Origin of the sequence: Fontibacillus phaseoli (assembly GCF_003337355.1) — a bacterium.
Taxonomy (GTDB): Bacteria; Bacillota; Bacilli; order Paenibacillales; family Paenibacillaceae; genus Fontibacillus; species Fontibacillus phaseoli.
The window spans coordinates 726,555-749,068 of sequence record NZ_QPJW01000001.1 but is presented as its reverse complement, the minus strand read 5'-3'; the positions used below and the strand labels follow the sequence as shown (position 1 = coordinate 749,068).

Annotated in this window: 26 protein-coding genes; 2 read left to right on the top strand and 24 right to left on the bottom strand. The window is 50.3% G+C overall.

Features of this window, described 5'->3' with window-relative positions:
• Positions 1–151: 151 nt before the first annotated feature.
• The 14 genes from DFP94_RS03645 to DFP94_RS03580 form a co-directional block, all read right to left on the bottom strand.
• Positions 152–964, bottom strand: coding sequence for a SpoIIIAH-like family protein (locus DFP94_RS03645; RefSeq protein WP_114495062.1), 813 nt, complete (start codon positions 962–964; stop codon positions 152–154).
• A gap of 30 nt (positions 965–994) precedes the next feature.
• Positions 995–1,639, bottom strand: a complete 645-nt coding sequence (gene spoIIIAG, locus DFP94_RS03640) for a stage III sporulation protein AG (protein ID WP_114495061.1) — start codon at positions 1,637–1,639, stop codon at positions 995–997.
• A gap of 19 nt (positions 1,640–1,658) precedes the next feature.
• Positions 1,659–2,423 carry a stage III sporulation protein AF gene (gene spoIIIAF / locus DFP94_RS03635; RefSeq protein WP_114495060.1) on the bottom strand — a complete coding sequence of 255 codons (765 nt, stop codon included), beginning with the start codon at positions 2,421–2,423 and terminating at the stop codon, positions 1,659–1,661.
• Between the two features lie 33 nt (positions 2,424–2,456).
• Complete coding sequence (spoIIIAE, locus tag DFP94_RS03630; protein ID WP_114495059.1) at positions 2,457–3,650, bottom strand: stage III sporulation protein AE; 1,194 nt, start codon at positions 3,648–3,650, stop codon at positions 2,457–2,459.
• Positions 3,651–3,669: 19 nt separating this feature from the next.
• Entirely contained in the window at positions 3,670–4,059 is a 390-nt protein-coding gene (spoIIIAD, locus tag DFP94_RS03625) for a stage III sporulation protein AD (RefSeq protein WP_114495058.1), read from the bottom strand.
• Positions 4,060–4,070: 11 nt separating this feature from the next.
• The gene (spoIIIAC, locus tag DFP94_RS03620) at positions 4,071–4,274 is read right to left on the bottom strand and encodes a stage III sporulation protein AC (RefSeq protein ID WP_009225775.1); all 204 of its coding nucleotides are present in this window, start codon (positions 4,272–4,274) and stop codon (positions 4,071–4,073) included.
• Between the two features lie 60 nt (positions 4,275–4,334).
• Complete coding sequence (spoIIIAB, locus tag DFP94_RS03615; protein ID WP_114495057.1) at positions 4,335–4,853, bottom strand: stage III sporulation protein SpoIIIAB; 519 nt, start codon at positions 4,851–4,853, stop codon at positions 4,335–4,337.
• Positions 4,846–5,838, bottom strand: a complete 993-nt coding sequence (spoIIIAA, locus tag DFP94_RS03610; RefSeq protein WP_114495056.1) for a stage III sporulation protein AA — start codon at positions 5,836–5,838, stop codon at positions 4,846–4,848. The genes spoIIIAB and spoIIIAA overlap by 8 nt, the downstream gene beginning before the upstream one ends.
• Before the next feature lie 96 nt (positions 5,839–5,934).
• Positions 5,935–6,201, bottom strand: a complete 267-nt coding sequence (locus DFP94_RS03605) for a YqhV family protein (protein WP_114495055.1) — start codon at positions 6,199–6,201, stop codon at positions 5,935–5,937.
• A 260-nt stretch (positions 6,202–6,461) separates the two neighbouring features.
• Positions 6,462–7,715 (bottom strand): aspartate kinase, encoded by a 1,254-nt coding sequence (locus DFP94_RS03600; RefSeq protein ID WP_114495054.1) that lies wholly within the window; start codon positions 7,713–7,715, stop codon positions 6,462–6,464.
• A 219-nt stretch (positions 7,716–7,934) separates the two neighbouring features.
• Entirely contained in the window at positions 7,935–8,492 is a 558-nt protein-coding gene (gene efp, locus DFP94_RS03595) for an elongation factor P (RefSeq protein WP_114495053.1), read from the bottom strand.
• Between the two features lie 77 nt (positions 8,493–8,569).
• The gene (locus tag DFP94_RS03590) at positions 8,570–9,643 is read right to left on the bottom strand and encodes a M24 family metallopeptidase (RefSeq protein WP_114495052.1); all 1,074 of its coding nucleotides are present in this window, start codon (positions 9,641–9,643) and stop codon (positions 8,570–8,572) included.
• A gap of 54 nt (positions 9,644–9,697) precedes the next feature.
• Positions 9,698–10,138, bottom strand: coding sequence for a type II 3-dehydroquinate dehydratase (aroQ, locus tag DFP94_RS03585; protein ID WP_114495051.1), 441 nt, complete (start codon positions 10,136–10,138; stop codon positions 9,698–9,700).
• Positions 10,139–10,266: 128 nt separating this feature from the next.
• Complete coding sequence (locus DFP94_RS03580; protein WP_114495050.1) at positions 10,267–10,761, bottom strand: YqhR family membrane protein; 495 nt, start codon at positions 10,759–10,761, stop codon at positions 10,267–10,269.
• A 150-nt stretch (positions 10,762–10,911) separates the two neighbouring features.
• Here DFP94_RS03580 and DFP94_RS03575 point away from each other — a divergent pair, with 150 nt between their 5' ends.
• Both DFP94_RS03575 and DFP94_RS03570 read left to right on the top strand, forming a co-directional pair.
• Positions 10,912–11,913: a DUF1385 domain-containing protein gene (locus DFP94_RS03575; RefSeq protein WP_114495049.1), complete on the top strand. Its 1,002-nt coding sequence runs from the start codon at positions 10,912–10,914 to the stop codon at positions 11,911–11,913.
• 7 nt (positions 11,914–11,920) lie between these two features.
• Complete coding sequence (locus DFP94_RS03570; protein ID WP_114495048.1) at positions 11,921–12,247, top strand: UbiA prenyltransferase family protein; 327 nt, start codon at positions 11,921–11,923, stop codon at positions 12,245–12,247.
• Here the strand turns inward: DFP94_RS03570 and DFP94_RS03565 are convergent.
• From DFP94_RS03565 to DFP94_RS03520, 10 genes are all read right to left on the bottom strand, one after another.
• Complete coding sequence (locus DFP94_RS03565) at positions 12,244–13,209, bottom strand: patatin-like phospholipase family protein (protein WP_114495047.1); 966 nt, start codon at positions 13,207–13,209, stop codon at positions 12,244–12,246. The genes DFP94_RS03570 and DFP94_RS03565 overlap by 4 nt on opposite strands.
• A gap of 67 nt (positions 13,210–13,276) precedes the next feature.
• A complete protein-coding gene (locus tag DFP94_RS03560) occupies positions 13,277–14,929 on the bottom strand; it encodes a family 10 glycosylhydrolase (protein ID WP_114495046.1) in 1,653 nt (550 codons plus the stop codon).
• A 140-nt stretch (positions 14,930–15,069) separates the two neighbouring features.
• Positions 15,070–15,495 carry a transcriptional regulator MntR gene (mntR, locus tag DFP94_RS03555; RefSeq protein ID WP_114495045.1) on the bottom strand — a complete coding sequence of 142 codons (426 nt, stop codon included), beginning with the start codon at positions 15,493–15,495 and terminating at the stop codon, positions 15,070–15,072.
• Between the two features lie 131 nt (positions 15,496–15,626).
• Positions 15,627–16,340, bottom strand: coding sequence for a cytochrome c biogenesis CcdA family protein (locus DFP94_RS03550; RefSeq protein WP_114495044.1), 714 nt, complete (start codon positions 16,338–16,340; stop codon positions 15,627–15,629).
• 34 nt (positions 16,341–16,374) lie between these two features.
• Positions 16,375–17,178, bottom strand: a complete 804-nt coding sequence (locus DFP94_RS03545; RefSeq protein ID WP_114495043.1) for a metal ABC transporter permease — start codon at positions 17,176–17,178, stop codon at positions 16,375–16,377.
• A gap of 21 nt (positions 17,179–17,199) precedes the next feature.
• Complete coding sequence (locus DFP94_RS03540; protein WP_114495042.1) at positions 17,200–17,958, bottom strand: metal ABC transporter ATP-binding protein; 759 nt, start codon at positions 17,956–17,958, stop codon at positions 17,200–17,202.
• Positions 17,959–17,994: 36 nt separating this feature from the next.
• Complete coding sequence (locus DFP94_RS03535) at positions 17,995–19,056, bottom strand: metal ABC transporter solute-binding protein, Zn/Mn family (protein ID WP_114495041.1); 1,062 nt, start codon at positions 19,054–19,056, stop codon at positions 17,995–17,997.
• A 151-nt stretch (positions 19,057–19,207) separates the two neighbouring features.
• Entirely contained in the window at positions 19,208–21,190 is a 1,983-nt protein-coding gene (gene metG, locus DFP94_RS03530) for a methionine--tRNA ligase (RefSeq protein ID WP_245954579.1), read from the bottom strand.
• Positions 21,191–21,595: 405 nt separating this feature from the next.
• A complete protein-coding gene (gene yidD, locus DFP94_RS03525; RefSeq protein WP_114495039.1) occupies positions 21,596–21,892 on the bottom strand; it encodes a membrane protein insertion efficiency factor YidD in 297 nt (98 codons plus the stop codon).
• Position 21,893: 1 nt separating this feature from the next.
• Positions 21,894–22,358 carry a Fur family transcriptional regulator gene (locus tag DFP94_RS03520; RefSeq protein WP_114495038.1) on the bottom strand — a complete coding sequence of 155 codons (465 nt, stop codon included), beginning with the start codon at positions 22,356–22,358 and terminating at the stop codon, positions 21,894–21,896.
• Positions 22,359–22,514 lie beyond the last annotated feature (156 nt).

Sequence of the window (22,514 nt, the reverse complement as noted above, 5' to 3'; positions counted from 1 at the left end):
TTTGAATCCATAACCGTAACTTTATGTATTATATCACAATCGATTAAAATGGAAAGAGTCCAAGATCTACTTGGACTCTTCCTGCTGCGGCGCGTTTTTGCAACGGTCGCCAAATTTCGAGCGCGATCATTTCGAACGCGGGTTATCTTCCTTATTGCGTTACATATTGCACGCTGACTTTGTCTTGAGAAATACCGAGCTCCTTGATGACAAGGTCCATAATGCCTACGGCTTCATTGGCAGCGAGCTTTTCGCTCACGACGAGCACTTTATATTTGTTGTCACTTTCGGTAACGACAGCATTCGCATATTTTTGTTGCAATTTTTCTTCGATATCATAGATTTTTTCTTCTTTTTCTTCCAGTGCACCAAGCTCTTTTTGGGCCATGGCCGCTTCATCCAAAGTCTTGCTGCTGTCATTGATCGTTTGCATCAGTTCGTCCAGCTTTTTGGCGTTTACATCGGAACGCTGGAATTGATAGGCCGTTAGCGAGTCGGTTCCCGAAACGCCTTGGGTTTCCAATTGCTTCAGGACGTCTTCGTCCTTGGCTGCCGTACTGTCATTGGATGAGGATGGGTCGGTGCCATTTTGATTCTCCGTCTTACCTTCCGATTGTTTCGTATCGCTGTTTCCGGATGCTTTATCGCTGTCTGAAGCATCCGGTGTTTTCGTACCTGCGGCAGCCTCCGGTGTTTGTGCGGGATCAACGATTTCACCGTCCATTATGACCGGATTCTCTTCTCCCTCTCCAGTCACTTCGGACAAAATCACTTCATCCCCTTCGATTGATTCATCCCCTGTAACCGTCTCCTGGTTTTGTCCGCTATCCATCGTCGTTACCTGCTGGCCATCAGCTGCCTGATTTTTTGAAGAGTTATCTTCGGTAAAAAGGTAGTACGCGGATAAAACCACCATCAAACTAAGCATAGATACCAGCCATACGGTCTGTCTTTTAGATTTCATTGAATTATTCCTCCCATAAATAAATTGGTTTTATTGAGATTGCTTTCGCGGAACAACGGAAATCCGGTAAGCCGGAACGTTTAACCCTTTCTCAACGGCGTCCACGATCAATGCTTTGACGGTTTTGTTTTCGACACCCCTGGCAACGATCAGCACGCCGCGTACTTTTGGTTTGATCTTTTTCGTAACGATCGGCTGTTCATTCCCGGAGGCGTCGTAAGTAACGATCTGGCCGTCCCGGGAATATTGGTTGATGTTCCGCTTCCCCCCGTCGGCGTCGGTTTCCTCGGTCATTTCCTGGGTATCCTTCATATTGCGCTGGACGATGATTTCTTCCGTCGAATCGATCGTTACCAGTACGTCGACCGCCCCGACCCCGACGATTTTTTCCAGAATTTCTTTTGTTTTGTTTTCTAGCGATAGCTCGATTTGTGAGAAGGGATTCTCTTCCTGACCGCTCTCCGGAAACGAAGAAGACGTCATTTGCTGCATCGCCGGAGGTTCTCTTCCCTCCCCGCCGGGTTCAACACGTTTCACATTGACAAAGGAATTGAACAGCATGATCGCCAGCCCTACAAGGCCTACGATCAGCAACAGGCGAAAAGTCTGGCTTCTTTTTTTGCCGTCAGCTCCTTTGCCGAGCCATTGCTCCAGTTTTTTCAGCCATCCCGGCATCCGCCTCACCTCCTTAACGTTATTCCCGGTTTACGTCCACTACGGTAACGGATTCCCGGGATATCCCCCATTCCCTATATAGCAAGTCTTCAATCTGTCCCTCCGCCAGGGCATGGACCTGCTGTTTCTCCAAACTATCTTCACTCTGTTCCGATATTCCGGTTTCCGATTTCGACATGGCTTCTATCGTCTGCGTTCCGCTTCCTTCCGGAGGGCTTGACACATCCACTTTTACTTTTTGCACCGGTTTAATGCCGGAAGCCTCACCGCTTCTCTGTTCATTCCCGCTATTCCCCATTTGCTTCATGACCACTTCCACGGTTTTGATGGAGGGCCCGATCTCTTCGGCCTTTTCGTTCGAACGGGTCTCTTCAGAAGGCTTTCCGCCGGTTAATGTGACCGTCACTCGCTCCACCGCCAGGCCGGTTTCGCGTTCAATCTGTCCTTTCATTTGCCTGGCCGCTTCTTCCCCCGCCCACTGAAGGGCTTCCTGTTCGTGCTGTTTTCTCAGTTGTTCGCCTTGCCGGAGGATGACCTCCGTACTTGCTTTCGTACCGGAATTTCCCAGGTTGCCCCAGCTATCCGCAAAAGCCGTCTCGATCTTCTGCTTGGCATCGGAGGAGAACAGTCGCATGACCGGAGACAGCAGTGTCAGCAAAATGAGCAGACTGACCACAAATTTCACGTAACGTTCCATAGACCGGTTGGGAAGCAGCAAATCGATGAAGACCGCAATCAAAACAACCACTATAATTTCTTTCAGCCATTCTCCAAGAAAGTTCATTCGCTTTCACCGCCTAGCCCCATCTTTTCCCGGTCATCTCATCATCATCGTGACATTGCCTGCCGTCAGCATGATCGTAATTGCCAGAAAGAACATCATCCCTACGGCTGCCAGGGCCGCAAACACGTACAACATGCTTTTTCCTATCGTTTCCAGACAGGTCACGATCGGCGATCCGCCAAGCGGCTGCATGACCGCGGCCGACAAATTAAAGATTAGCGCCAGCGTCAGTATTTTGATTGCCGGGAAGGCACAGAGGAAGAGAAGGATGATGACGCCAACCAGGCCGATTGAGTTTTTGACGAGCAACGAAGCCGAGATCACCGTATCCGTTGCGTCCGCGAACACTTTGCCGACGACCGGCACGAAGTTTCCGGTAAGGTACTTAGCTGTCCGCAGCGTCACCCCGTCTGCCACAGATCCAGTGATGCCTTTAACGGAAATTACGCCCAGAAAAACAGTAAGCAAGATGCCGAGGAGCGCCATTCCCACCGTCCGTAACAGATTCGCCAGCTGGGTTAATTTATATTTGTCGGACAATGAGCTGACAATATGAAGCACCGCAGAGAAGAATAACAAAGGGAAGACAATGGTATGAACGATCGTGCCGACCGTATGAACTATAAATACAACAAGCGGATGCGTTACCGATACGGTTACCACATTTCCCATCGAAGCTAACAGCGTGAACAATAACGGTACCATCGCCATCATAAAATCAATCATCCCGGTTATTGCCCCGGTCGCGTAAGTAATCGCCACATGAAAGCTGTTGATGGCCAGCACAAGAACGACCATGTAGCAGATCGAGTAAGCCACCTTGCTGACCTGATTCCGTTCAAAAGCGGACTGCAGCGTCTCCAGAATCATGCTGAACACGGACAGCAGGACAATGGTCACGAGAATATGACCGTTGTATAAGACTTCGTGCCACATGTACCGCATTAATCCCGTCAAACCTGATTTCAAAGAAAATCCTTGCTCTTTGGAAAAAAGCATATCCATAAAGGAAGGCATGTTCCCGTCAGGGAAAAAACCGCCGTAATCTTTCATCAAACTCTGCCAGTAAGACTCCACCTGATCCGTGGGAAGCTCCTCCGCCTGTCGTTGCATCCAATCATCCGCGGGACCTTCGGCCATCACCCGTAGCGGCAGCCAGAAGAGCAAGAGGCCGAACATGATCATAAGCCCCGTTTTTAGCACCCATCCGGAATCCCTAACTCTCATTTTCTTGTCCCACCTTCGTTTAAGCCGGCAGCAGCTTGATGACCGTTTCGATAATAATGCTGATAATCGGAATAGCCAGAACCATAATCAACACTTTTCCCGCCAGCTCAATCTTGGATGCGATGCTTTCCTGGCCCGCATCCCGGACGATTTGCGCTCCAAACTCGGCGATATAAGCGATACCGATGATTTTCAGAATCGTTTTCAAATAAATCATCTGTACCCCGGAAGACTCCGCGAGCTTTTCCAGCACTTCGATAATTCCGCCGATCTTGCCGATCAGGAAGAGAAAAATATATATACCGGTGCTTGCAGCGATTAAAAATGCGAACAGCGGTTTTTGTTCTTTGATGACCAGGATCAGCACCGTCGCCACGAGCCCAAGCCCTACGATCTGTATCATTTCCACGGCGGTATCACCTACTGGAAGAGAAAGATCGACTTGATTTCCTGAAACAGGCTGTCCAGCAACCGGATGACCATAAACAGCACGACGACGAATCCGATCAGTGTCACCCAATGGGCCATGTCTTCTTTGCCCATTTGCTTCAGCACGGTGTGAATCATGGCGATGATGATTCCGATGCCCGCAATTTGAAAAATGGCGTTCACTTCTATGTTCATTGATTTGACACCTCGCTATCATATTCACAGGCGATAACAGGAGTAGGGAGGGTAAAGGATTTAGTAGAACAAAATGACGATGAACGCTCCGCACAGCAGCCCCAGGCTTTTGAACATTTTTTCATAGCGGTTTTGCTCGTCCCGTGCTGCAGCTTCCTCACTTTCCAGTTGGCGGACCGCTGTAGCGATATGCCCCAGTTGGTCCTTCCGGTCGCTTGTCCCGAGCGTAAAGCTCAGTTGGTTCAGCACATCCTTTTCTGCCGCTTTCATAGCCGTAAACCGCCAGGAAGCCTCGATTGAACTTTGCAAGCTGTCTTGGGCTGTCCGGTTTTTCGGCGGATTCATTTCGGCGGCGGCTCCGGAGAAAATCGCTTTGATCGGCTCACCGCTTTGCTCACCGATTCGCTGGAGTGCATCCGGCAAAGGGGTGAAGCCGTACATGATTTCCGTCTGAAGCCTTCTCAGCGCCAGAATCACCTTGCGAATCTGATGTGGCCGGTTCGCATACTGCCTGGCCTGAAGCCAGCCTGATACAGTAGCTGCAGCTATTACCAGAACGGCTCCGAGTATTTTAAGCATGCTCTTCCCTGCCCTTCCAGCCTTGATCCTGGACCCTCCTTCTTTTTCCGTCCCATAGACGGAATGCCATTCCTCGCTCCGTCCTTCTCACAACCGCGAACATTTGAAAGAAAGAAGATTCAAACAGCTTGGACAGCGCAGGGCGGGAGGGCATGTCTTCCACGCTTGAACCGTGCGCCGTAGCGATCACCCGCACGCCGGCATGAAGCGCTTCAGCCAATGCCTCTGCATCTTCCGGTCTCCCGATCTCGTCCACAATTAATACATCAGGAGACATGGAGCGGATCATCATCATGATTCCCTCCGCCTTGGGACACCCGTCCATGACATCCGTGCGCGGCCCGACGTCAAAGCTGGGCACACCCCGCTTGCTTCCTGCGATTTCTGACCGCTCGTCGATCACCGCGACCTTTAAACCGGGCCATCTCGCTTCAGGATTTCCCCAAGTGCCGCTGCTAATCTGTCGTGCCAAATCACGAACTAGGGTTGTTTTCCCATGCTGTGGAGGGGAGAGGATCAACGTATGAAGCACGCTTTGATGTTTGAAATCGAGAAGATGCGGTAGAATCGGATCGGCGATGCCACGGATTTCCCTCGCAATCCGGATGTTAAACCCGCTGATATCGCGTAAATGCTCTACCCTGCCTCCGCTAAGCACGGTTCTGCCGGCCAGTCCGATCCGATGGCCACCTGCAATGGTGATGAAGCCTTTACGGAGCTCTTCTTCCATCGTATAAAGCGAGTGGTTCGTGATCAGATCCAGGAGCCGGTTAGCATCCTGCTTCCCCGGAACGAAGGCAGTTCCTGGCTCACGGGTCATTCCGCCATCAGGAGTCAAAAAATAGTAGCGTCCTCCGGCGTTTACCTCAAGCGGACGTCCCTCCCGGATCCTGACCTCTTCCAGCCCTGCGAAAATAGTAGGCGGAAGCTTGGCCAGCAGAGCACGGAGGTTGTCAGGAAATACAGTCATCCAGCTTTGGTCCATAGACGTTCCCCCAAAACTCTTTCTCGTAAATAATCAATTCTTAAGTCGTATACATCATGTTTATGCCTGTACTTTGTCTTTATGACGGTAAATCTATCATTTCTTTAAAATGCCGATTAAGAGACACGCAACCCCGCAAGCGATCCAAAGCATCTTCCCCCAGGAAAGCTTATCCGCCATACCGGCGAGTCCGATCCCCGTCGTAATAATCAGTACGCTGGGACCGACAAGCGCCAGCGCGGAATTGACCGCAAGCGCCTTGTCCACCCGCCCGAGCCTTAGCATGATCAGCGCTGCCGCAATTTCGATGGAACCGGAGATAATCCGGAGTGAGGCCATCCCGATCACGAATTTATCAAGCATATTGCCCTCCTTCTTGTCCAAAGTTGCTCATTAATCGATATGCCGGAAAAAGAGTATTTATTAAAAAAACACCCTAAAAATCGACGACGCTTCCTTTGCTTGGTCTTCATCTCTCTCAAATCATAGGAGATCCCAAATTAGAATGTAAAAAAGCCGCCCTAAAGTAGTTCGCACTACGATAGGACAGCTCTGTTTTATTTTATCTGGAATATAGCTCAATCGATGTTTTTGGTTCAATTACGGTTTCACCGCGGATAATTCTACCGGCGATCCTGCGGTCCGCCGACAACTGCCTGGCTTTCCGTATCCAGTCCATAGGCGGTATGAAGCGCCTTAACGACTTCGTTCAGTTTGCTTCCATCGATGACGCATGACACTTTGATTTCCGAAGTGCTAACCATCTTGATGTTAACGCCCTCTTTGGAAATGACATCAAACATTTGCGCGGCTACGCCGGGATGGCTGACCATACCCGCGCCGACGATCGACACTTTCATGAGGTTTTCCTCGGAGGTGACCTCCTGGAAAGGCAGCTCCCCGCGGATTCCGTCCAACACGTTCAGCGCCTTCTCCCGATCGGACAAGGCTACGGTGAAGCTGAAATCGGCCTTGCCGTCCGTAACTCCGCTCTGAACAATAATATCCACGTCGATTTTGGCTGCAGCCAGCGATCCGAACACTTTCGCCAGCACGCCGGGTACGTGGGATACGCCCAGAATACTGATTCGGGCCACATTTTTATCGTAAGCAATGCCGCTAACCACTACACCTTGTTCCATATTGACTTCCTCCTTGACTACTGTACCTTCATTATGGTTAAAGCTGGAACGGACTACGAGGCGAACCTGATGATGCTTGGCGTATTCTACCGCGCGGGGATGGAGTACGGCAGCCCCCAGATTAGCCAGTTCAAGCATCTCGTCATAAGAAATCTCTTCCAGCTTGCGGGCATTCTTTACGATTCTCGGATCCGTGGAATAAATCCCATCAACATCCGTATAAATTTCGCAGAAATCAGCTGAAGTTGCTGCGGCCAAAGCGACGGCTGTCGTATCCGATCCCCCGCGGCCAAAGGTGGTGATCTCCCCCTCTTCGGTCAATCCCTGGAATCCGGCCACGATAACGATATTTCCGTCTTCCAGCGCCCGTTGAACGCGTTCAGGCCGGATATCGGTAATCCGGGCCTTCCCGTGGACAGGCTCCGTGCGGAAACCCGCCTGCCAGCCCGTAAATGACATCGCTTTGCGGCCAAGCTGATGAATCGCGATCGACAAAAGCGCGATCGAAATTTGCTCGCCGGTAGTCATCAGCATATCCATTTCCCGGACCGGCGGATCATTGTTCAGCAGTTTTGCCTGATCGATCAGTTCGTCCGTGGTGTCGCCCATCGCGGAGACAACAACCATCACCTGATGCCCTTCATCTTGTTTTTCAACGACGCGCCGGGCAACGCGTTGCATCCGCTCCGTATCCCCTACGGAGCTCCCCCCGAATTTCATCACATATAAAGCCAAGTCGGACCCTCCCTAATGTGTCTCAATCCTATCCAGCAAGTTTGTCTGCGGGCATAATCACTTTTTTCAATCAGTAACGCTTTAAACCAGTATAATACGAATGACTAGAAGGAAGTCAATGCTTTTAGCGACATTACAAAAAATTCCCCCATCCGGGAAGGATGGAGGACGGCGGTTATAATCGAAATCTTGTAAGTTCCGGCGTAACCGGCCTAAAAACTATGCCCGGGAGATGTACTTGCCTTCGCGAGTATCGATAAGCAGCACGTCGTCTTCATTAATAAAGAGCGGCACTTGAACGTTAAGGCCGGTTTCGACCTTGGCGTTTTTCGTAGCCCCGGTTGCCGTGTTGCCTTTGATGCCTGGTTCGGTTTCAATTACGCGCAGCTCAACGCTGTTCGGCAGGTTAATCCCGAGAATTTCGCCTTGGTAGCTGACGATTTTAACGTTCATGTTTTCTTTCAGGAAGTTCAATTCCCATTTCAGTTGTTCCGCAGTCAATGTGAATTGATCATAAGTTTCGTTGTCCATAAAAGCGTGATCTTGGCCGCTAGCGTACAAATATTGCACGTCACGGTTTTCGATCAAAGCACGGCCGATCGTTTCGCCTGCACGGAACGTTTTCTCCACCGTATTGCCGTTGCGGAGGTTTTTCAATTTGGAGCGTACAAAGGCAGCGCCCTTGCCCGGTTTAACATGCTGGAAATCAAGCACTGTAAAAATATCGCCGTCAACCTCGACGGTTAATCCTGTTTTAAAGTCGTTTACTGAAATCACAAAAGAACCTCCTCAAGTGGGCTAAACTATTTATTATTAATTTAAAATTACCCCATCTGCAGCCTTGCACTCGGATACTAGCCTAAAATTATAAAATCCTTGCTCGATTCGGTCAACCGCCGGACGCCGGTCTCGGTAACCACGACGTCGTCTTCAATCCGTACTCCGCCGAACCCCGGTATGTAAATACCCGGTTCCACGGTAACGACCATCCCCGGCTGAAGCACAGTATCGCTCTGCTTGGAAAGGCGCGGCGCTTCATGCACCTCCATGCCCAGTCCATGGCCTGTGCTATGGCCGAACTGATCGCCGTACCCGTAACGGGTAATGATGTCGCGGGCCAAAGCGTCTCCTTCGCGTCCGGTCATGCCGGGACGGAGGAATTCCAGCGTATGCATTTGGGCTTCAAGCACGATGTCGTAGATTTCACGGTGCTTGGGAGACGGTTCTCCGATAAATACCGTACGCGTAATGTCCGAGCAATATCCGTTCATGTATGCGCCGAAATCCATCGTAACGAATTCATTCTTTTGAATGACTTTGCTGCTGGCCACCCCATGCGGCATAGCCGAACGCTCACCGGAAGCCATGATCGTCTCAAAAGAAGTTCCGGACGCGCCGTTCTTTCTCATGAAAGTCTCAAGTTCCAGCGCCATGTCCCATTCCGAGACTCCCGGTTTCAGTACTTCCAGCATATGCAGGAAGGTCCGGTCCGCCAGATCGGCTGCCTCTTTCATGAGTGACAGCTCATCATTGTCCTTGAACTGGCGCAAGCCTTCGACCAATCCGGTTACCGGAACAAGCTGACATGAATGAAGATCGCGTTCATATGCGCGATACGTGGAGAATACCACATTCTCTTCCTCGAATCCGAGCCGGACAATCCCTTCTGCCGCAAGCAGCTCCTTCAAAGTGTCGATCACGGAAGGACCGTGCTCCACGATTTGAAATGCTGCTGCCTGTTCGGCTGCTTGCGTCGTATAACGAAAGTCCGTCAACAGATAGGCTTTTTCCTTTGTAACTAAGACATACCCTGATGATCCGGTAAAACCCGTCAAATAGCGGCGGTTCACATCACCGGTAATCCAGACGGCTTCGATCTGCTGATGCTCCATGGCTTTACGAAGCCCGATAACACGTGTGCTCGCCATAATTAACTCTCCTTAATATTCAACTTAACCTAACTAAGCCTGCATCCGAAGTGATCATTTCTGCTGCAAATGCCGCTTGACCGCCATCAAGCCCATGTCATACCCGTAAGATCCGAACCCGGCAATCTGGCCCACGGCTACCGGGGCAATCACTGAATGGCGTCTGAATTCTTCGCGGGAATGAATGTTGGACAAATGAATTTCCACCGTCGGAATGCTGACCGAAGTAAGCGCGTCCCGAAGCGCATAGCTGTAATGGGTCAACGCTCCCGGGTTTATCAGAATACCGTCGCAAGATCCGTGCGCTTCATGGATTTTATCGATCAGAGCTCCTTCGTGGTTGGACTGATAGAACGCAAGCTCAATTTCTTCCTGTTCCGCGAGCTTGTTCAGCCGTTTTTCAATGTCGCTTAAACTTTCGGAGCCATAAACCCCAGGTTCGCGAATCCCCAGCATATTGAGATTCGGTCCGTTCAGCACAAGGATGCGAAACATTCTGCTCACCCTTCCTATTTAAGAGGTCGTTCAAAATTGCTGAAACCCGGCTTTTTTGAACACGCACTGTAAAAATAACCAAAAGTTATTTTATCATACGCAGGAGGATATTGAGAAGCTTTTTGTCCTTATTGAAGTGCCCCTTCAGGTTCGCGCACCCTTTCATTCGTATACTCTTGCGCCGCCGTGTAGCCAATAAACAATCCCCACAACAGAAACAGGCAGAATTCGCTGAACCCCGTATTGAAAGACAGCTTCTGAATCGGCTGGGTCATCCCGCACAACGGCCCAAGCGCCATGAATATGACAAACCACCAAAATACCCCATAGACCAAACCTGGTAGGGGTCCTTTTAACTTCCTGAATATTAGCGTATAAATCAAGGTCGCGATAATCGAGAACAAAATAAAGAACAGCCATCCTACATAATAGCCCCATTGGGTTTGCAGAAATTGATGTTTGAAAAAAGGTTCCACTAAATATCCCGGCAAAACGGACGTAAAACGCATGTAATAAAACACTCCTTTTACGCCCCCCCAGATCAAACCGGCAAAAAATCCGATCTGCAGGGAGAAAAACCATATATTTGTGCTCTGTTTCCGCCTGTTTTGTTGCTGATTCATCAAAATCTTCCTTTCCTGAAAAAGTCCGTACTATTTGCCGGTTAGTATGCACAAATTGAAAAAGACTAAACAAACTAGAATTTGCCCCCAAAGTTCGATACAATGGATAACAGAAATACTTTCAATTACTACTCTAGGAAGGTGAATTAGTTGCCTGAGCAATCCACACCAACGATATATGGCGGCCAAGCTGTTATGGAGGGCGTCATGTTCGGCGGGAAACACGTCAATGTCACTGCAGTTCGCCGCAAAAACGGAAAGATCACCTTCTTGGAAGTTCCCAAGCAGGATAAGAACTGGGTGAAGAAGCTTCGTAAAATACCGCTAGTCCGCGGTCTGGTCAGCATTATTGACTCCAGCGCCAAGGGCTCGAAGCATTTAAACTATTCTGCCGAAGCCTTGGCGGATGATGAGACCGAGCCGGAAGAACGCGCCGAACAAAAAGAAAAAGAGGAATCCGGATTCTCCCTCTCCATGATTATCGGCGTGGCTCTCGTAGGCGTTCTCTCCTTCATTGTCGGCAAGCTCATTTTTACGCTTGTCCCGGCATTGGTCGAGCAATTTCTCTTCCAGCATGCATTCGACAACCAGACGCTGCATACGCTGATTGAAGGGGTTATCAAAATTGTGCTGTTGCTGGCCTATTTATGGATCCTGTCGCAAACGCCGATGATCAAGCGGCTATTCCAATATCACGGCGCAGAACATAAAGTCATCAGCGCTTATGAAGCCGGCGAAGAACTGACACCGGCCAACGTGCAAAAATACAGCCGTTTGCATTACCGCTGCGGCAGTAGCTTTATCATTTTGACGGTGATTGTCGGCGTAATCATTTATTCCCTGCCTATATTCAGCTGGGACAATGTGTGGGAACGGATGTATATCCGTGTGCTGCTGCTTCCTGTCGTCATCGGCGTGTCTTTTGAACTCCTCCGTTTTACAAATGCGGTTCGGGACATCCCGGTGCTTCGTTTCCTTGGTTACCCTGGACTGTGGCTTCAATTGTTGACTACAAAAGAGCCGCACGACGACCAGGTTGAAGTATCCATCGCTTCCTTTAACCGGATGCGTGAGCTTGAGGCCGAACTGGAGCAGACTTCAGTGACGGAAACAACGGTTGGCCGTTCTTCCTTGGATCCCGTGAAAGGATGATAGCGACATGAGCAAAAAACAGGCCATTCTATTCTGGGTTGTCATCGGACTTGCCGCTTTCAGCATCATAAATGGACTGTTTGCGGGAGGTAGCTTTCGTCTCGGAGGCCTACTGATTCCTCTCATTATAGTGGGGGTAGTATTCTTACTTTACAAATATCCCCCGCGGAAATACAAGAAACAAACGCCTAAGGTCAAGCCGTCGGCCCGCACTATGGCCAAAGTTGCAGCCGAACGCCGTCAGGCCTCCGGTACAAAACGCAAATCCTATCCTTTTCAGGTCATTGAAGGCCAAAAGGGAAAGAATGACGACGATCTGCCAAAATATCATTAATTTAAATGAGCTTGCTGATACTTTATGAACTGCTCTTCATAATACTGGGCATTCCAGTCTTCGAAGAAGTGGTTGCCGGACCGGAGTCCGGATTCATAAAGCAGCAGGCTCTCTTCTTTTTCAATATGAAACTGGGTCGTTGATATGCCCAAAGTCGGGATCTTTATCGTACGGTACCGGTTCGATTGTTCGATATACCGTTCATCATGAGCGGACAGCATCGTCTCCACCAGTGCTTGAAGCATGGAAAAAGGACCCCGAATCTCATGCGGCTGATTGCTGTTCTTTCCCACCATTTGAAACCCTACCGTCGGAATCCTCTTCTCCGTTGACGTTTGACCGCGATCAAACAACCATAAAGGAAAATTACTTAGCAGCCCACCATCCACGATATGCAGGAATTGATCACGAAACTTCTTTCCCTTCGCCAGCCTGGTGGGTAAACGCAGCAGCACGGGATCGAAAAAATAAGGGATGCTGCAACTCATCCGTACGGCTTTGGCAACCTCGAACTTTGCCGATGACAATCCAATCTTCGGCAAATCATCGGGCAGCACCAGGATTTTGCCTCCGGTGATGTCCGAAGCGATAATCTTCAGCTTGCCTTGTTCCAGATCGCCGAACGTCCGCACCCCCTTTTCCAGTAAAATCCGGCGGATCCATTCTTCCATTGCTTCCCCGGAATATAATCCTTTTTTCACAAGCACCCGCAGTGCCGGACCAATGAATGCCGCATTAAAAAGGGGAGCCCGTTTTAAAAAGCTGGAGAACGAAGTTTCCAGAATGATGACCTTCATCTCTTCAGCGGTATATCCGGCAGCGATGAGCGACGCAATAATGGAGCCCGAAGAAGTACCCGCTACCTGGTTAAATCGGGCGCCATGGCTTTCTGCAGCCCGGACTGCCCCCGCCAGGGAGATTCCCCGTACCCCTCCGCCCTCGAACACCCCGTTCATGAGCATTAAATAAAACCCCCATCCCATACACAAGTCTTATGCTTATGTATGATGACGGAGGTTGTCAGTATGCTTAGTTATTGTTGTAATACGATTGCAGAAGCGGAATAAGTCCGAGTGGATTTCTTCTTAAATCTTTTGCGCTAAAAAAGATACTACCCGAGATTTCCGGAATTTGGCGATTGTATTCCAACTGATTAATGATCTCTTGGGCGTTGCCCCATCCGATTTCCGGACTACCCAGCTTGTAAGGTGCATGTCCGATATAGAGCTTCACGTTTGTGCCCCTGACTTTCCCTGCCCACCAATTCGCGATAATGTCATACTGCACTTCTTTGCGGGTCATGCTCCAATAAATTTGCGGCGTCACATAATCGATCCATCCGTTGCGGATCCAGGTGAGGACATCGGCATAGGTACTGTCATAAGCCGTTACGCTGGCTTTCGTATCCGATCCGGTCACATCGCTCGCCTTGTTCCGCCAAACACCATAAGGGCTTATCCCGTACGCTATAGCCGGCTTTTCCTGATGAACGCTTATGCCAAGGTCGCGGACAAATTCGTTGATGTTATCACGGCGCCAGTCGCCTTTGTTGGCGATCTTGTTGGCATTGTAGCTTTTGTATGTGCTGTCGTCATTAAACTTGGCAGATGCGGTCTCTCCCGTAGGATAGAAATAATCGTCGAGATGAACCCCATCGATATCATAGCCTTTTACCACTTCCATAACTGCGCTGATTACATGCTCGCGGGCTGCCGGAACGCCCGGATTGATGTACAGCTTGCCGCCGAATTTCACGATCCATTCCGGATGCTGCTTGGCTACATGATTCGCAGGCAGCTTGCTCGTATCGCTGCCCGTGTTGGCCCGAAACGGATTAAACCAGGCATGAAACTCCATTCCCCGGGAATGCGTTTCCTCGATCAGGAACTGCAGCGGATCGTATCCTGGATCTTTCCCGGCCGTGCCGGTCAAATATGTCGTCCACGGAACCAGCTTGGATGGGTAAATGGCGTCACCGGAAGGCCGGACCTGAACGAATACCGCATTAATCCCCATGCCTTGAAGATCATCAAGCAGCTTGATATATTCTTCTTTTTGAGCCTCGGCCTTGCCGTATGACGTTTTGCTCGGCCAATCCAGATTAGAAACCGTAGAGACCCATGCTCCGCGCAGTTCGCCGTTTTGGGTTGGCTGCTTCGGTCCGGAAAGATCGGGTGTTGGAGACGGATCAACTGGCGGCACTGTCACCGGCGGTTCCTCAGTCACAGCATCCAAAGAAGTGAGCGTGATGGTTCTAGCATTTTGGTCCCAGTCGACGGTGAGCCCGAGCTGTTCGCTGACGAAACGAAGCGGCGCCATGGTCCGGCCGTCTTTGTTTTCCACGGAGACCTCAAGCGGAACCGAATTTCCGTTCACCTGAGCACTCTTTTTGCCGATTCCAAGTATAAGGACGCTGCCGTCCTTTGATAGGGTTGCGGTCCGCGAAGACGCCGACCATTCCACCTGGACCCCGAGTCCTTCGCTGATCACTCTGAGCGGCACCATTGTAACATTCTCCGCAGTCTTGATAAAAGGAGCCGTATCGCTAGGGAGCAGCGCTCCGTCCAAGAAAATTTGAATATCGCGGCTTGCCGCAGCCGCATCGCTCTTCTGGGTACCCGTCATCGGCCATACAAGCATCAAAATCAACAAGGGGATTATCCAAGTACGTACAAATTTCATCAGCAACCTCCAAATGATGTGATAGGACATAAAAACACTACTTATTTGTAAACGCCCCATTCACCCCAAGAGTTGCGGAAAAATGATTATTTCTTCAAAAAAACACAAAAGCATCTGTCCGGTCGAGACAGATGCTTTGCTTACGGTTCACCCAGCAGTTCCTTGCGAATTTGCTCTAAATCCTGGGTTCGGGTGTTCTCCCGTTTGAAATATTCGACCAAGGCTGCAATGCAGGTGATAGAGTCCCAGCTCAAGTGATGCTCGATCCCTTCCACATCCTTGTATATGTTATCCTGATCTACGCCGATCATTTCCAAAAACTCTTCAAGCAGCTCGTGGCGGTCAACGAGCCGCTTCCCGACCTTTTTGCCCTTGTTGGTGAGAACCAATCCCCGGTATTTTTCATAAATCAAGTATTCATCTTTATCCAGCTTCTGAATCATCTTTGTTACGGATGAAGGATGAACCTCCAATCCTTCCGCAATATCGGAAACCCGGGCATATCCCTTCTCGTCGATCAGTTTGTAGATACGCTCCAAATAATCCTCCATACTGGGCGTTGGCATCTGGTATAACCTCTTTTCCATGAGTTCACGCGGACCTGCTTCATCGGAATCCCGCTACTTGTTTAATGATACATGTTATTCTCGTCTGTTGGCAAGTCCATAAAACACGTGAACATCATCATGGAAGGATCCTAAAACTTAAGCCACTCCGGGGTCAATTGTTGAAGCCATATCGTAATTTGGGCCATCCGGTTGGTAAACAGCAGCACGCCCATCAGCAGCATGAGCGCCCCGCCGACCTTCATCATAATCCCCGAATATTTCACGATCCAACGGGTAGATCCGACAAAAAAAGCAAGCACGAAGAACGGCAGCGCAAACCCGACCGTGTATGCGGTTATGAGTCCCAGCCAGGCGCCAGGCTCACTGACGGCTAACGCTATAATTGCGGCGAGAATCGGACCGACGCACGGGGACCACCCTGCCGAAAATCCGATCCCGAAAATAAAAGAGCCTATGTATCCCGTCGGTTTGAACTTCAGGTTCATTTTTCGCTCGCGCATCAAAAACTGCGGTTGGAAAATGCCCAGCAAAAACAGGCCCATCAGCATAATCAGAATCGCGGAAAGCTGACGGATCAACGCCCGATTCTCATTGAAAAACTCGCCGAACAAGCCTGCGCCGAAACCCAACGTATAAAAAACGGCCGAAAATCCGAGAATGAACGCCAGCGTATGGGTCATGGTCCGGAAGCGGACCTCTCGTTTGTTTTGCTCCGTTTTCAAAGTCTGCACCGACATGCCGGTGATATAAGATAAATAGGACGGATATAATGGCAGGCAGCAAGGCGAAATAAAAGAAGCTATTCCAGCGCCGAATGCGACCCATAAATTGATGTCGGCCATAACAACCCCCACATACGAACATATATTTTATCAATCAGGCAGGAAGCCCTTTTTTGCCGATCAACGTTAAGATAAGCATCGCGATCAGCAGCAGTACGATCGTTGCCCCCGGGGCCAGATTCCAGACTCCGGCAATCACGAGGCCGGCCACCACGGCAATTTCCGCAATGACTACGGAGAAGATGACCGAGGTTTTGAAGCTTCTGGCGATCAGCAGACTGCAAGCCGCCGGTATGGTCAACAGAGCGGAGACCAGCAATGCTCCGACGATCTTAATGGCTGTGCTGATGACAAGCGCAGTCATTACGGTAATGAGCAGATTAAGCAGTTTTACCGGTAAACCGCTGACCGAGGCGGCATCCTCTTCAAACGTGAGCAGGAACATTTCCTTGAAAAAGATGGAAATAACCACCACGACCACAACGGTCACTGCACCTACCACGTACAGGTCAGTGGAATCCAACGTATAAATACTGCCGAACAGGTAGCTGACTACATCGTTATTGTAACCCATTCCCAGCGTAAAGAACAGCGAGGCGAGCGCGACGCCCCCGGCCATGATGACGGCAATGGACAGTTCCGCAAAACTTTTGTACGCCTTCCGGAGCTTTTCGATTGCAAAGGAAGCGGCCACGGCAAATACCAAACCTACCCCGATCGGGTATACTTCAATCAAAAATCCCAGCGCGACCCCGGCGATCGTCACATGGGCCAGCGTGTCTCCAATCATGGACAACCGCCGCAAGACAAGAAAAATGCCGATCAGGGGAGCCGTTAGCCCAATGAGCAACCCGCCTGTCAGCGCTCTTTGAAAAAAATCAGCAGTTAATATTTCCAAAAGTCACATCTCCAATCATTTCTATAAAAGAGAATGCTGCAGGCCGGGTATGGCGCAGTCCTGTTCATGCGAATGGCGCACATAAAACTTGATGCCGCCGCAGCGGTCGCGGGGTTCTTTCCCAAGCTGATCTTCAATCATTTCGATGTCATGAGAAACCATCAAAAACGTCATGTGGTGATGGGCATGCATATGAAAAATGAGTTCAAAAAAATCAGCCTGCGTTTGCGCGTCAATGCCCACTGTCGGTTCGTCCAGAATCAGCAGGTCCGGCTGATTGATCAGGGCACGGGCCAGAAACACCCGCTGTTGTTGCCCTCCGGACAACTCCCCGATCCGTTTTCCGGCAATATCCCCGATCCGCATCACTTCCAGCGCATCATCGCATTTTTGCTGGTCACCTCTACCAACCCGTTTGAACAGTTTCTTGTTGCTGTACAAGCCGGACATCACTACTTCCCTAACCGTCGCCGGAAACAGGGGATTAAAGGCGTTTTTCTGCGGTACGTATCCGATCCGTTCCCAGTCGCGAAAACGCCGGATCGGCTGACCGAACAGCCGGATTTCCCCCTCCGTGGGCCGAAGTAGTCCGACCATCATCCGGAGCAGCGTTGTTTTTCCGGCACCGTTAGAACCGATGACGCCAACGAAATCGCGTTCTTTAACGACCAGGTCCAGGTCAGTAATGACCTTCTGATCCTTGTAGGCGAACGAGACCCCGTTCAGTTCGATGATATGATCATGACAATACGCCGCAGGAGCGGCAGCCTCTGATTTCATTAGTCTTCGTCCTTCCGGTTCCAATAATTTCTCTCTTTATTGTAGTGCGAGAATCAAATTTTGCAAATTTTTCTCCATCAGCGTAAAGTAATTGTCTCCCGCTTTTTGTTGATCCTTCGTCAATCCTTCCACCGGATTCAGCACCAGCGTCTCCACGCCCGCTTCGCTTGCCAGAGTTTTGGCCAGCTTGTCGGAGACCAATTCCTCGAAAAAGATATAACGGATTCCTTCCTCTTTCACCATATTGGACAGATTCACCAAATCTTGCGCTCTTGGTTCGGCCTCCGGCGACAGTCCCATGATCGCGTGTTGCGTCAACCCGTAATCGCGGCTCAAATATCCGAACGCCTGGTGAGATACCACAATTTCATGTTTGCTCGTTTTGGACAGTTCTTCGGTAAATTTGGCATCCAGCGCATCGAGCTTTTGGACAAGTTCAGCATAGCGTTTTTCGTAATTTTCCCGATGGTCCGGATCGACTTCGACATAGCTATTTTTAATGTTTTCAACGATGATCTTCGCGGATTTCGGACTTACCCAAGTATGAGGGTCAATATGGTGATCCGGCGTTTCTTCGTTGCCTTCGTGATCATGTCCTTCGGCTTCGTGATCATGTCCTTCGGCTTCGTGATCATGTCCTTCGGCTTCGTGATCATGACCCTCTTCTTCATGACCATGTCCTTCTTCTCCATGACCGTGCCCGTCATCTCCTTCGCTGTAAATAAGTTCGATGCCATCGCTGACTTCTACGGTCTTTACGTTTGCATCCTTGCCCAGCCCTTTCAGGAAATTCGGTGCCCAACCTTCCAACCCGGCACCGTTGTACAGGAACAGCTCAGCTTTTGAAGTGTTAAGAATGTCCTGGCTGCGCGGCGTCCAATCATGCGGCTCCACCCCGACAGGAAGCAGATTAATCACGTTGGCGTCCTCTCCACCGATCGCATTGGCAAACTCATAGATGGGATAAAAGCTGGTGACCACATTCACCTTACCCGGAACGATCTCCCCGCCCGCGCTCTTCCCGCAACCCGCCAACAAAATAAGCGAAGCAATCAGCGGCAAAATCATTCTCCATCCGTTCTTTATGTAGTAATTCATAATCTTTCTCCTCTTAATCGTAATAATTACAAATATGATTATAGGGGTAATCTAAACAAGGTGTCAACCACCTTCTCTATTATTCTTATTATTGCAACTCCAAGAACAAAAAAAACGCCAAGGGCAGCCCCTTGGCGTTAACTTCATTATTTTATTTCACGATTGCTCCGTTTGGCATGGAAGCAGGCACGGTAGCCAGGGTCAATTGGTCGCCCTGGGACGCCGCAAGAATCATCCCTTGGGACAACTCCCCGCGCAGCTTCACCGGCTTCAGGTTCGTCACGCAAATCACTTTGCGGCCGACGAGCTCCTCCGGCTTATAAAACTTCGCAATGCCGGATACCACCTGCCGCTGTTCAAATCCGAGATCAAGCTGCAGCTTCAGCAGCTTATCGGCTTTCGGCACCTGCTCGCAAGCCAGTACCTCAGCTACACGCAACTCCACCTTGGCGAAATCGTCAATGCCGATTTCGTCCTTCGTCTCCGGCTTGGCGGCTGGTTCAACCTCCGCCTTTACCGCCCCGTCTGCCTCTGCTGACGCTGCTGCGGCTCCCCCGGCCATCGAGTTCGCGATGTACTCGATCTCGATCTCGGCGTCGAGCCGCGGGAAGATCGGCTCTCCTTTGCCCACCTTCGTTCCGGCCGGAATGAGGCCGAACGTTTTGGCGCTCTCCCAGCTCGTCAGCTCGCCGGGAACAAGTCCCAACTGGGCCCAGATTTTGGCCGGCGCCTGGGTCAAGAACGGCTGCAACAGTATTGCGGCGATCCGCAGCGATTCTACGAGGTGCGCCATTACGGAAGCCAGTTCGCCTTGTCTGGCCTCATCTTTCGCAAGTACCCACGGCTGAGTTTCATCGACGTACTTGTTGGTTCGGCCGATAAACGAACCGATGGCAGCAAGCGCCACGGAGAATTCCAGATTCTCCATCACCTCTTCGACCTTGGCCACCGTTTCCTGCGCCAGGTTCGACAAATCCGCATCATATGGCGTAACGCCAGGCGCGTAGGCAGGCACGACGCCGTCAAAATATTTTCCTACCATCGCTACCGTACGATTGAGCAAGTTTCCGAGGTCGTTCGCCAAATCGGAGTTCACCCGCTGCACGAAGCTTTCCGGCGTAAAAGAACCATCCGCGCCGAACGGCACCTCGCGAAGCAGGTAATAGCGGGTGGCGTCCAGCCCGTATCTGTCGATCAGCACGAACGGATCCATTACATTGCCTTTGGATTTGGACATTTTGCCGCCCTTCATCAACAGCCAGCCATGACCAAACACTTTCTTGGGCAGCGGCAAATCGAGCGCCATCAGCATGATCGGCCAGTAAATCGTATGGAAGCGTACGATCTCTTTGCCGACCAGATGGACGTCCGCAGGCCAATAACGGTTGAATAGCTCGGCATTTTCCGTGCCGTAACCAAGTGCCGTTATATAATTGGACAATGCATCGATCCATACATAAACGACGTGCTTCGGATCTCCTTTGACCTTAACGCCCCAATCGAAAGTGGCCCGAGAAACCGCAAGATCTTCCAGGCCCGGCTTGATGAAATTGTTGATCATTTCATTTTTACGGGATTCCGGTTGGATAAAATCCGGGTTTTCCTCGTAATACTTCAGCAGGCGATCCACATAGTTGCTCATCCGGAAAAAGTAGCTCTCTTCCTTAACCAGCTCCACCGGACGTCCGCAGTCCGGACAGTTTCCATCCACTAACTGGCGTTCCGTAAAAAACGATTCGCAAGGCGTACAATACCAGCCTTCATATTCACCCTTGTAAATATCGCCCTTTTGCAGCAATCGGTCGAAGATTTCCTCGACAACGGCTTTGTGCCGCGGTTCAGTTGTCCGGATAAAATCATCGTTTGAAATATCGAGCTTTTTCCACAGCTCTTTAATTCCGATCACGATATCATCGACAAACTGCTGTGGCGTTTTGCCGGCTTCAGCAGCTTTCCGTTCGATTTTTTGGCCATGTTCATCGGTACCCGTCAAATAGCGGACATCATACCCGCGCAGGCGCTTGTAACGCGCAATGGCGTCCCCGGCGACCGTGGTATAAGCATGCCCGATATGCAGCTTATCGCTGGGATAATAAATTGGTGTCGTGATGTAGAACGTCTTTTTGTCTGACATCATCTTCATCTCCTTTTTCTTATAGAGCGCATTATCTTCAAAGCATGTTCGTGGGTAAACAAAAAAACTCCCGCCCCATCATGGGACGAGAGAAAGCTCACGCGTTACCACCCAAATTCCCCGCCGCTTTACAGCGAACGGGCTCAGCCGGTCAATGATGACCCTCCGCTAACGCCGGATGCCGCGCCGCTCCCTTATCGAACCCAAAATAAAATCCGACTCGAAAGCAGTTTCTCCCGGACCATATTCCAAGGCCGTTCCAGACCGGTTTTCAGCTACCCCGGCTCTCTGTTGCTGGACCTAAAACCCTGTACTCATCCGTTCATCGAAAATTGTATTATTCCTTTATATTAAGAAAAGACATTATCTCTGTCAAGGAGATGCCGTACTACCGAAAAAACAAGGTTATTTCGCGGAAAGCGGATCGCGGTTGCCATTGTCTTGTTCCGCCGATTCCCCGTTATTTTCGCCCCTTATGCGCTTAGGGGGTACCGGATCAAGTCCGCCAGGATGAAAAGGATGGCATTTGGCAATCCTTTTCGCCGCCAGCAGAGGACCCTTGATCGGCCCGTGGACCTCAATCGCCTCAAGCGCATACGCGGAGCAGGTCGGATAAAAGCGGCAGGTAGGAGGCTTCAGCGGAGAAATAAATTTCCGGTAAAAATGAATCGGACCCTGAAGGCTTTTGCGTACTATGCCCATCTTAGCTTCCTCCGCTCTGTTGGGCAGCCTTTTCTTTCTCCACGGTACCGTCCCGCCGGCAATCCTTGCAATAACCGAACACTTCAAACTTATGCTTTACCACTTGAAATTCCTCCGGCGCATCCGTCAGCGGCATCGGACAGAAGTGGATCGGGTATGTTTTTTGACACTGCAAACAGATCAGATGATGATGATGATATCCTTCGCTGTTACAGCTGGCCCTGAACTTTAACCCGTCCTCGAACACGATTTGTTCGATGGCTCCAAGCTCTTCCATGACTCTCAGGTTCCGGTACACCGTATCAAAACTGAGCCCGCTATACTGCTTGCACATATAATCATATACATCCTTGGGCGTCAAATAACCGTCGCGCTCGGCAAACAGCTTGGCCAAGGTTCTGCGCTGGTCGGTAATCCGCAATCCTTGGGCGGACATGACAGCGATAATTTGTTCTGTTGACAGCATGCGACATTCCTCCCGTCATACAAACCTCCATGCGTCACTACTAATAATGACGCAAAACAGAGCCTCCGTCAATGAAGGCGCTCGCTTCAACATAAGTCAAAGCCCGTGGCCAATCAACCCCTGATCAAATATGACACAAAAAAGAGCCCTGGAGCG

Coding starts and splice junctions, on each gene's coding strand:
- DFP94_RS03645 (WP_114495062.1), bottom strand. CDS start 964: ATGAAATCTAAAAGACAGACCGTATGGCTGGTATCTATGCTTAGTTTG.
- spoIIIAG (WP_114495061.1), bottom strand. CDS start 1,639: ATGCCGGGATGGCTGAAAAAACTGGAGCAATGGCTCGGCAAAGGAGCT.
- spoIIIAF (WP_114495060.1), bottom strand. CDS start 2,423: ATGAACTTTCTTGGAGAATGGCTGAAAGAAATTATAGTGGTTGTTTTG.
- spoIIIAE (WP_114495059.1), bottom strand. CDS start 3,650: ATGAGAGTTAGGGATTCCGGATGGGTGCTAAAAACGGGGCTTATGATC.
- spoIIIAC (WP_009225775.1), bottom strand. CDS start 4,274: ATGAACATAGAAGTGAACGCCATTTTTCAAATTGCGGGCATCGGAATC.
- spoIIIAB (WP_114495057.1), bottom strand. CDS start 4,853: ATGCTTAAAATACTCGGAGCCGTTCTGGTAATAGCTGCAGCTACTGTA.
- spoIIIAA (WP_114495056.1), bottom strand. CDS start 5,838: ATGGACCAAAGCTGGATGACTGTATTTCCTGACAACCTCCGTGCTCTG.
- DFP94_RS03605 (WP_114495055.1), bottom strand. CDS start 6,201: ATGCTTGATAAATTCGTGATCGGGATGGCCTCACTCCGGATTATCTCC.
- DFP94_RS03590 (WP_114495052.1), bottom strand. CDS start 9,643: ATGGCGAGCACACGTGTTATCGGGCTTCGTAAAGCCATGGAGCATCAG.
- aroQ (WP_114495051.1), bottom strand. CDS start 10,138: ATGTTTCGCATCCTTGTGCTGAACGGACCGAATCTCAATATGCTGGGG.
- DFP94_RS03580 (WP_114495050.1), bottom strand. CDS start 10,761: ATGAATCAGCAACAAAACAGGCGGAAACAGAGCACAAATATATGGTTT.
- DFP94_RS03570 (WP_114495048.1), top strand. CDS start 11,921: ATGAGCAAAAAACAGGCCATTCTATTCTGGGTTGTCATCGGACTTGCC.
- DFP94_RS03565 (WP_114495047.1), bottom strand. CDS start 13,209: ATGCTCATGAACGGGGTGTTCGAGGGCGGAGGGGTACGGGGAATCTCC.
- DFP94_RS03560 (WP_114495046.1), bottom strand. CDS start 14,929: ATGAAATTTGTACGTACTTGGATAATCCCCTTGTTGATTTTGATGCTT.
- mntR (WP_114495045.1), bottom strand. CDS start 15,495: ATGCCAACGCCCAGTATGGAGGATTATTTGGAGCGTATCTACAAACTG.
- DFP94_RS03550 (WP_114495044.1), bottom strand. CDS start 16,340: ATGGCCGACATCAATTTATGGGTCGCATTCGGCGCTGGAATAGCTTCT.
- DFP94_RS03540 (WP_114495042.1), bottom strand. CDS start 17,958: ATGAAATCAGAGGCTGCCGCTCCTGCGGCGTATTGTCATGATCATATC.
- DFP94_RS03535 (WP_114495041.1), bottom strand. CDS start 19,056: ATGAATTACTACATAAAGAACGGATGGAGAATGATTTTGCCGCTGATT.
- metG (WP_245954579.1), bottom strand. CDS start 21,190: ATGTCAGACAAAAAGACGTTCTACATCACGACACCAATTTATTATCCC.
- yidD (WP_114495039.1), bottom strand. CDS start 21,892: ATGGGCATAGTACGCAAAAGCCTTCAGGGTCCGATTCATTTTTACCGG.
- DFP94_RS03520 (WP_114495038.1), bottom strand. CDS start 22,358: ATGCTGTCAACAGAACAAATTATCGCTGTCATGTCCGCCCAAGGATTG.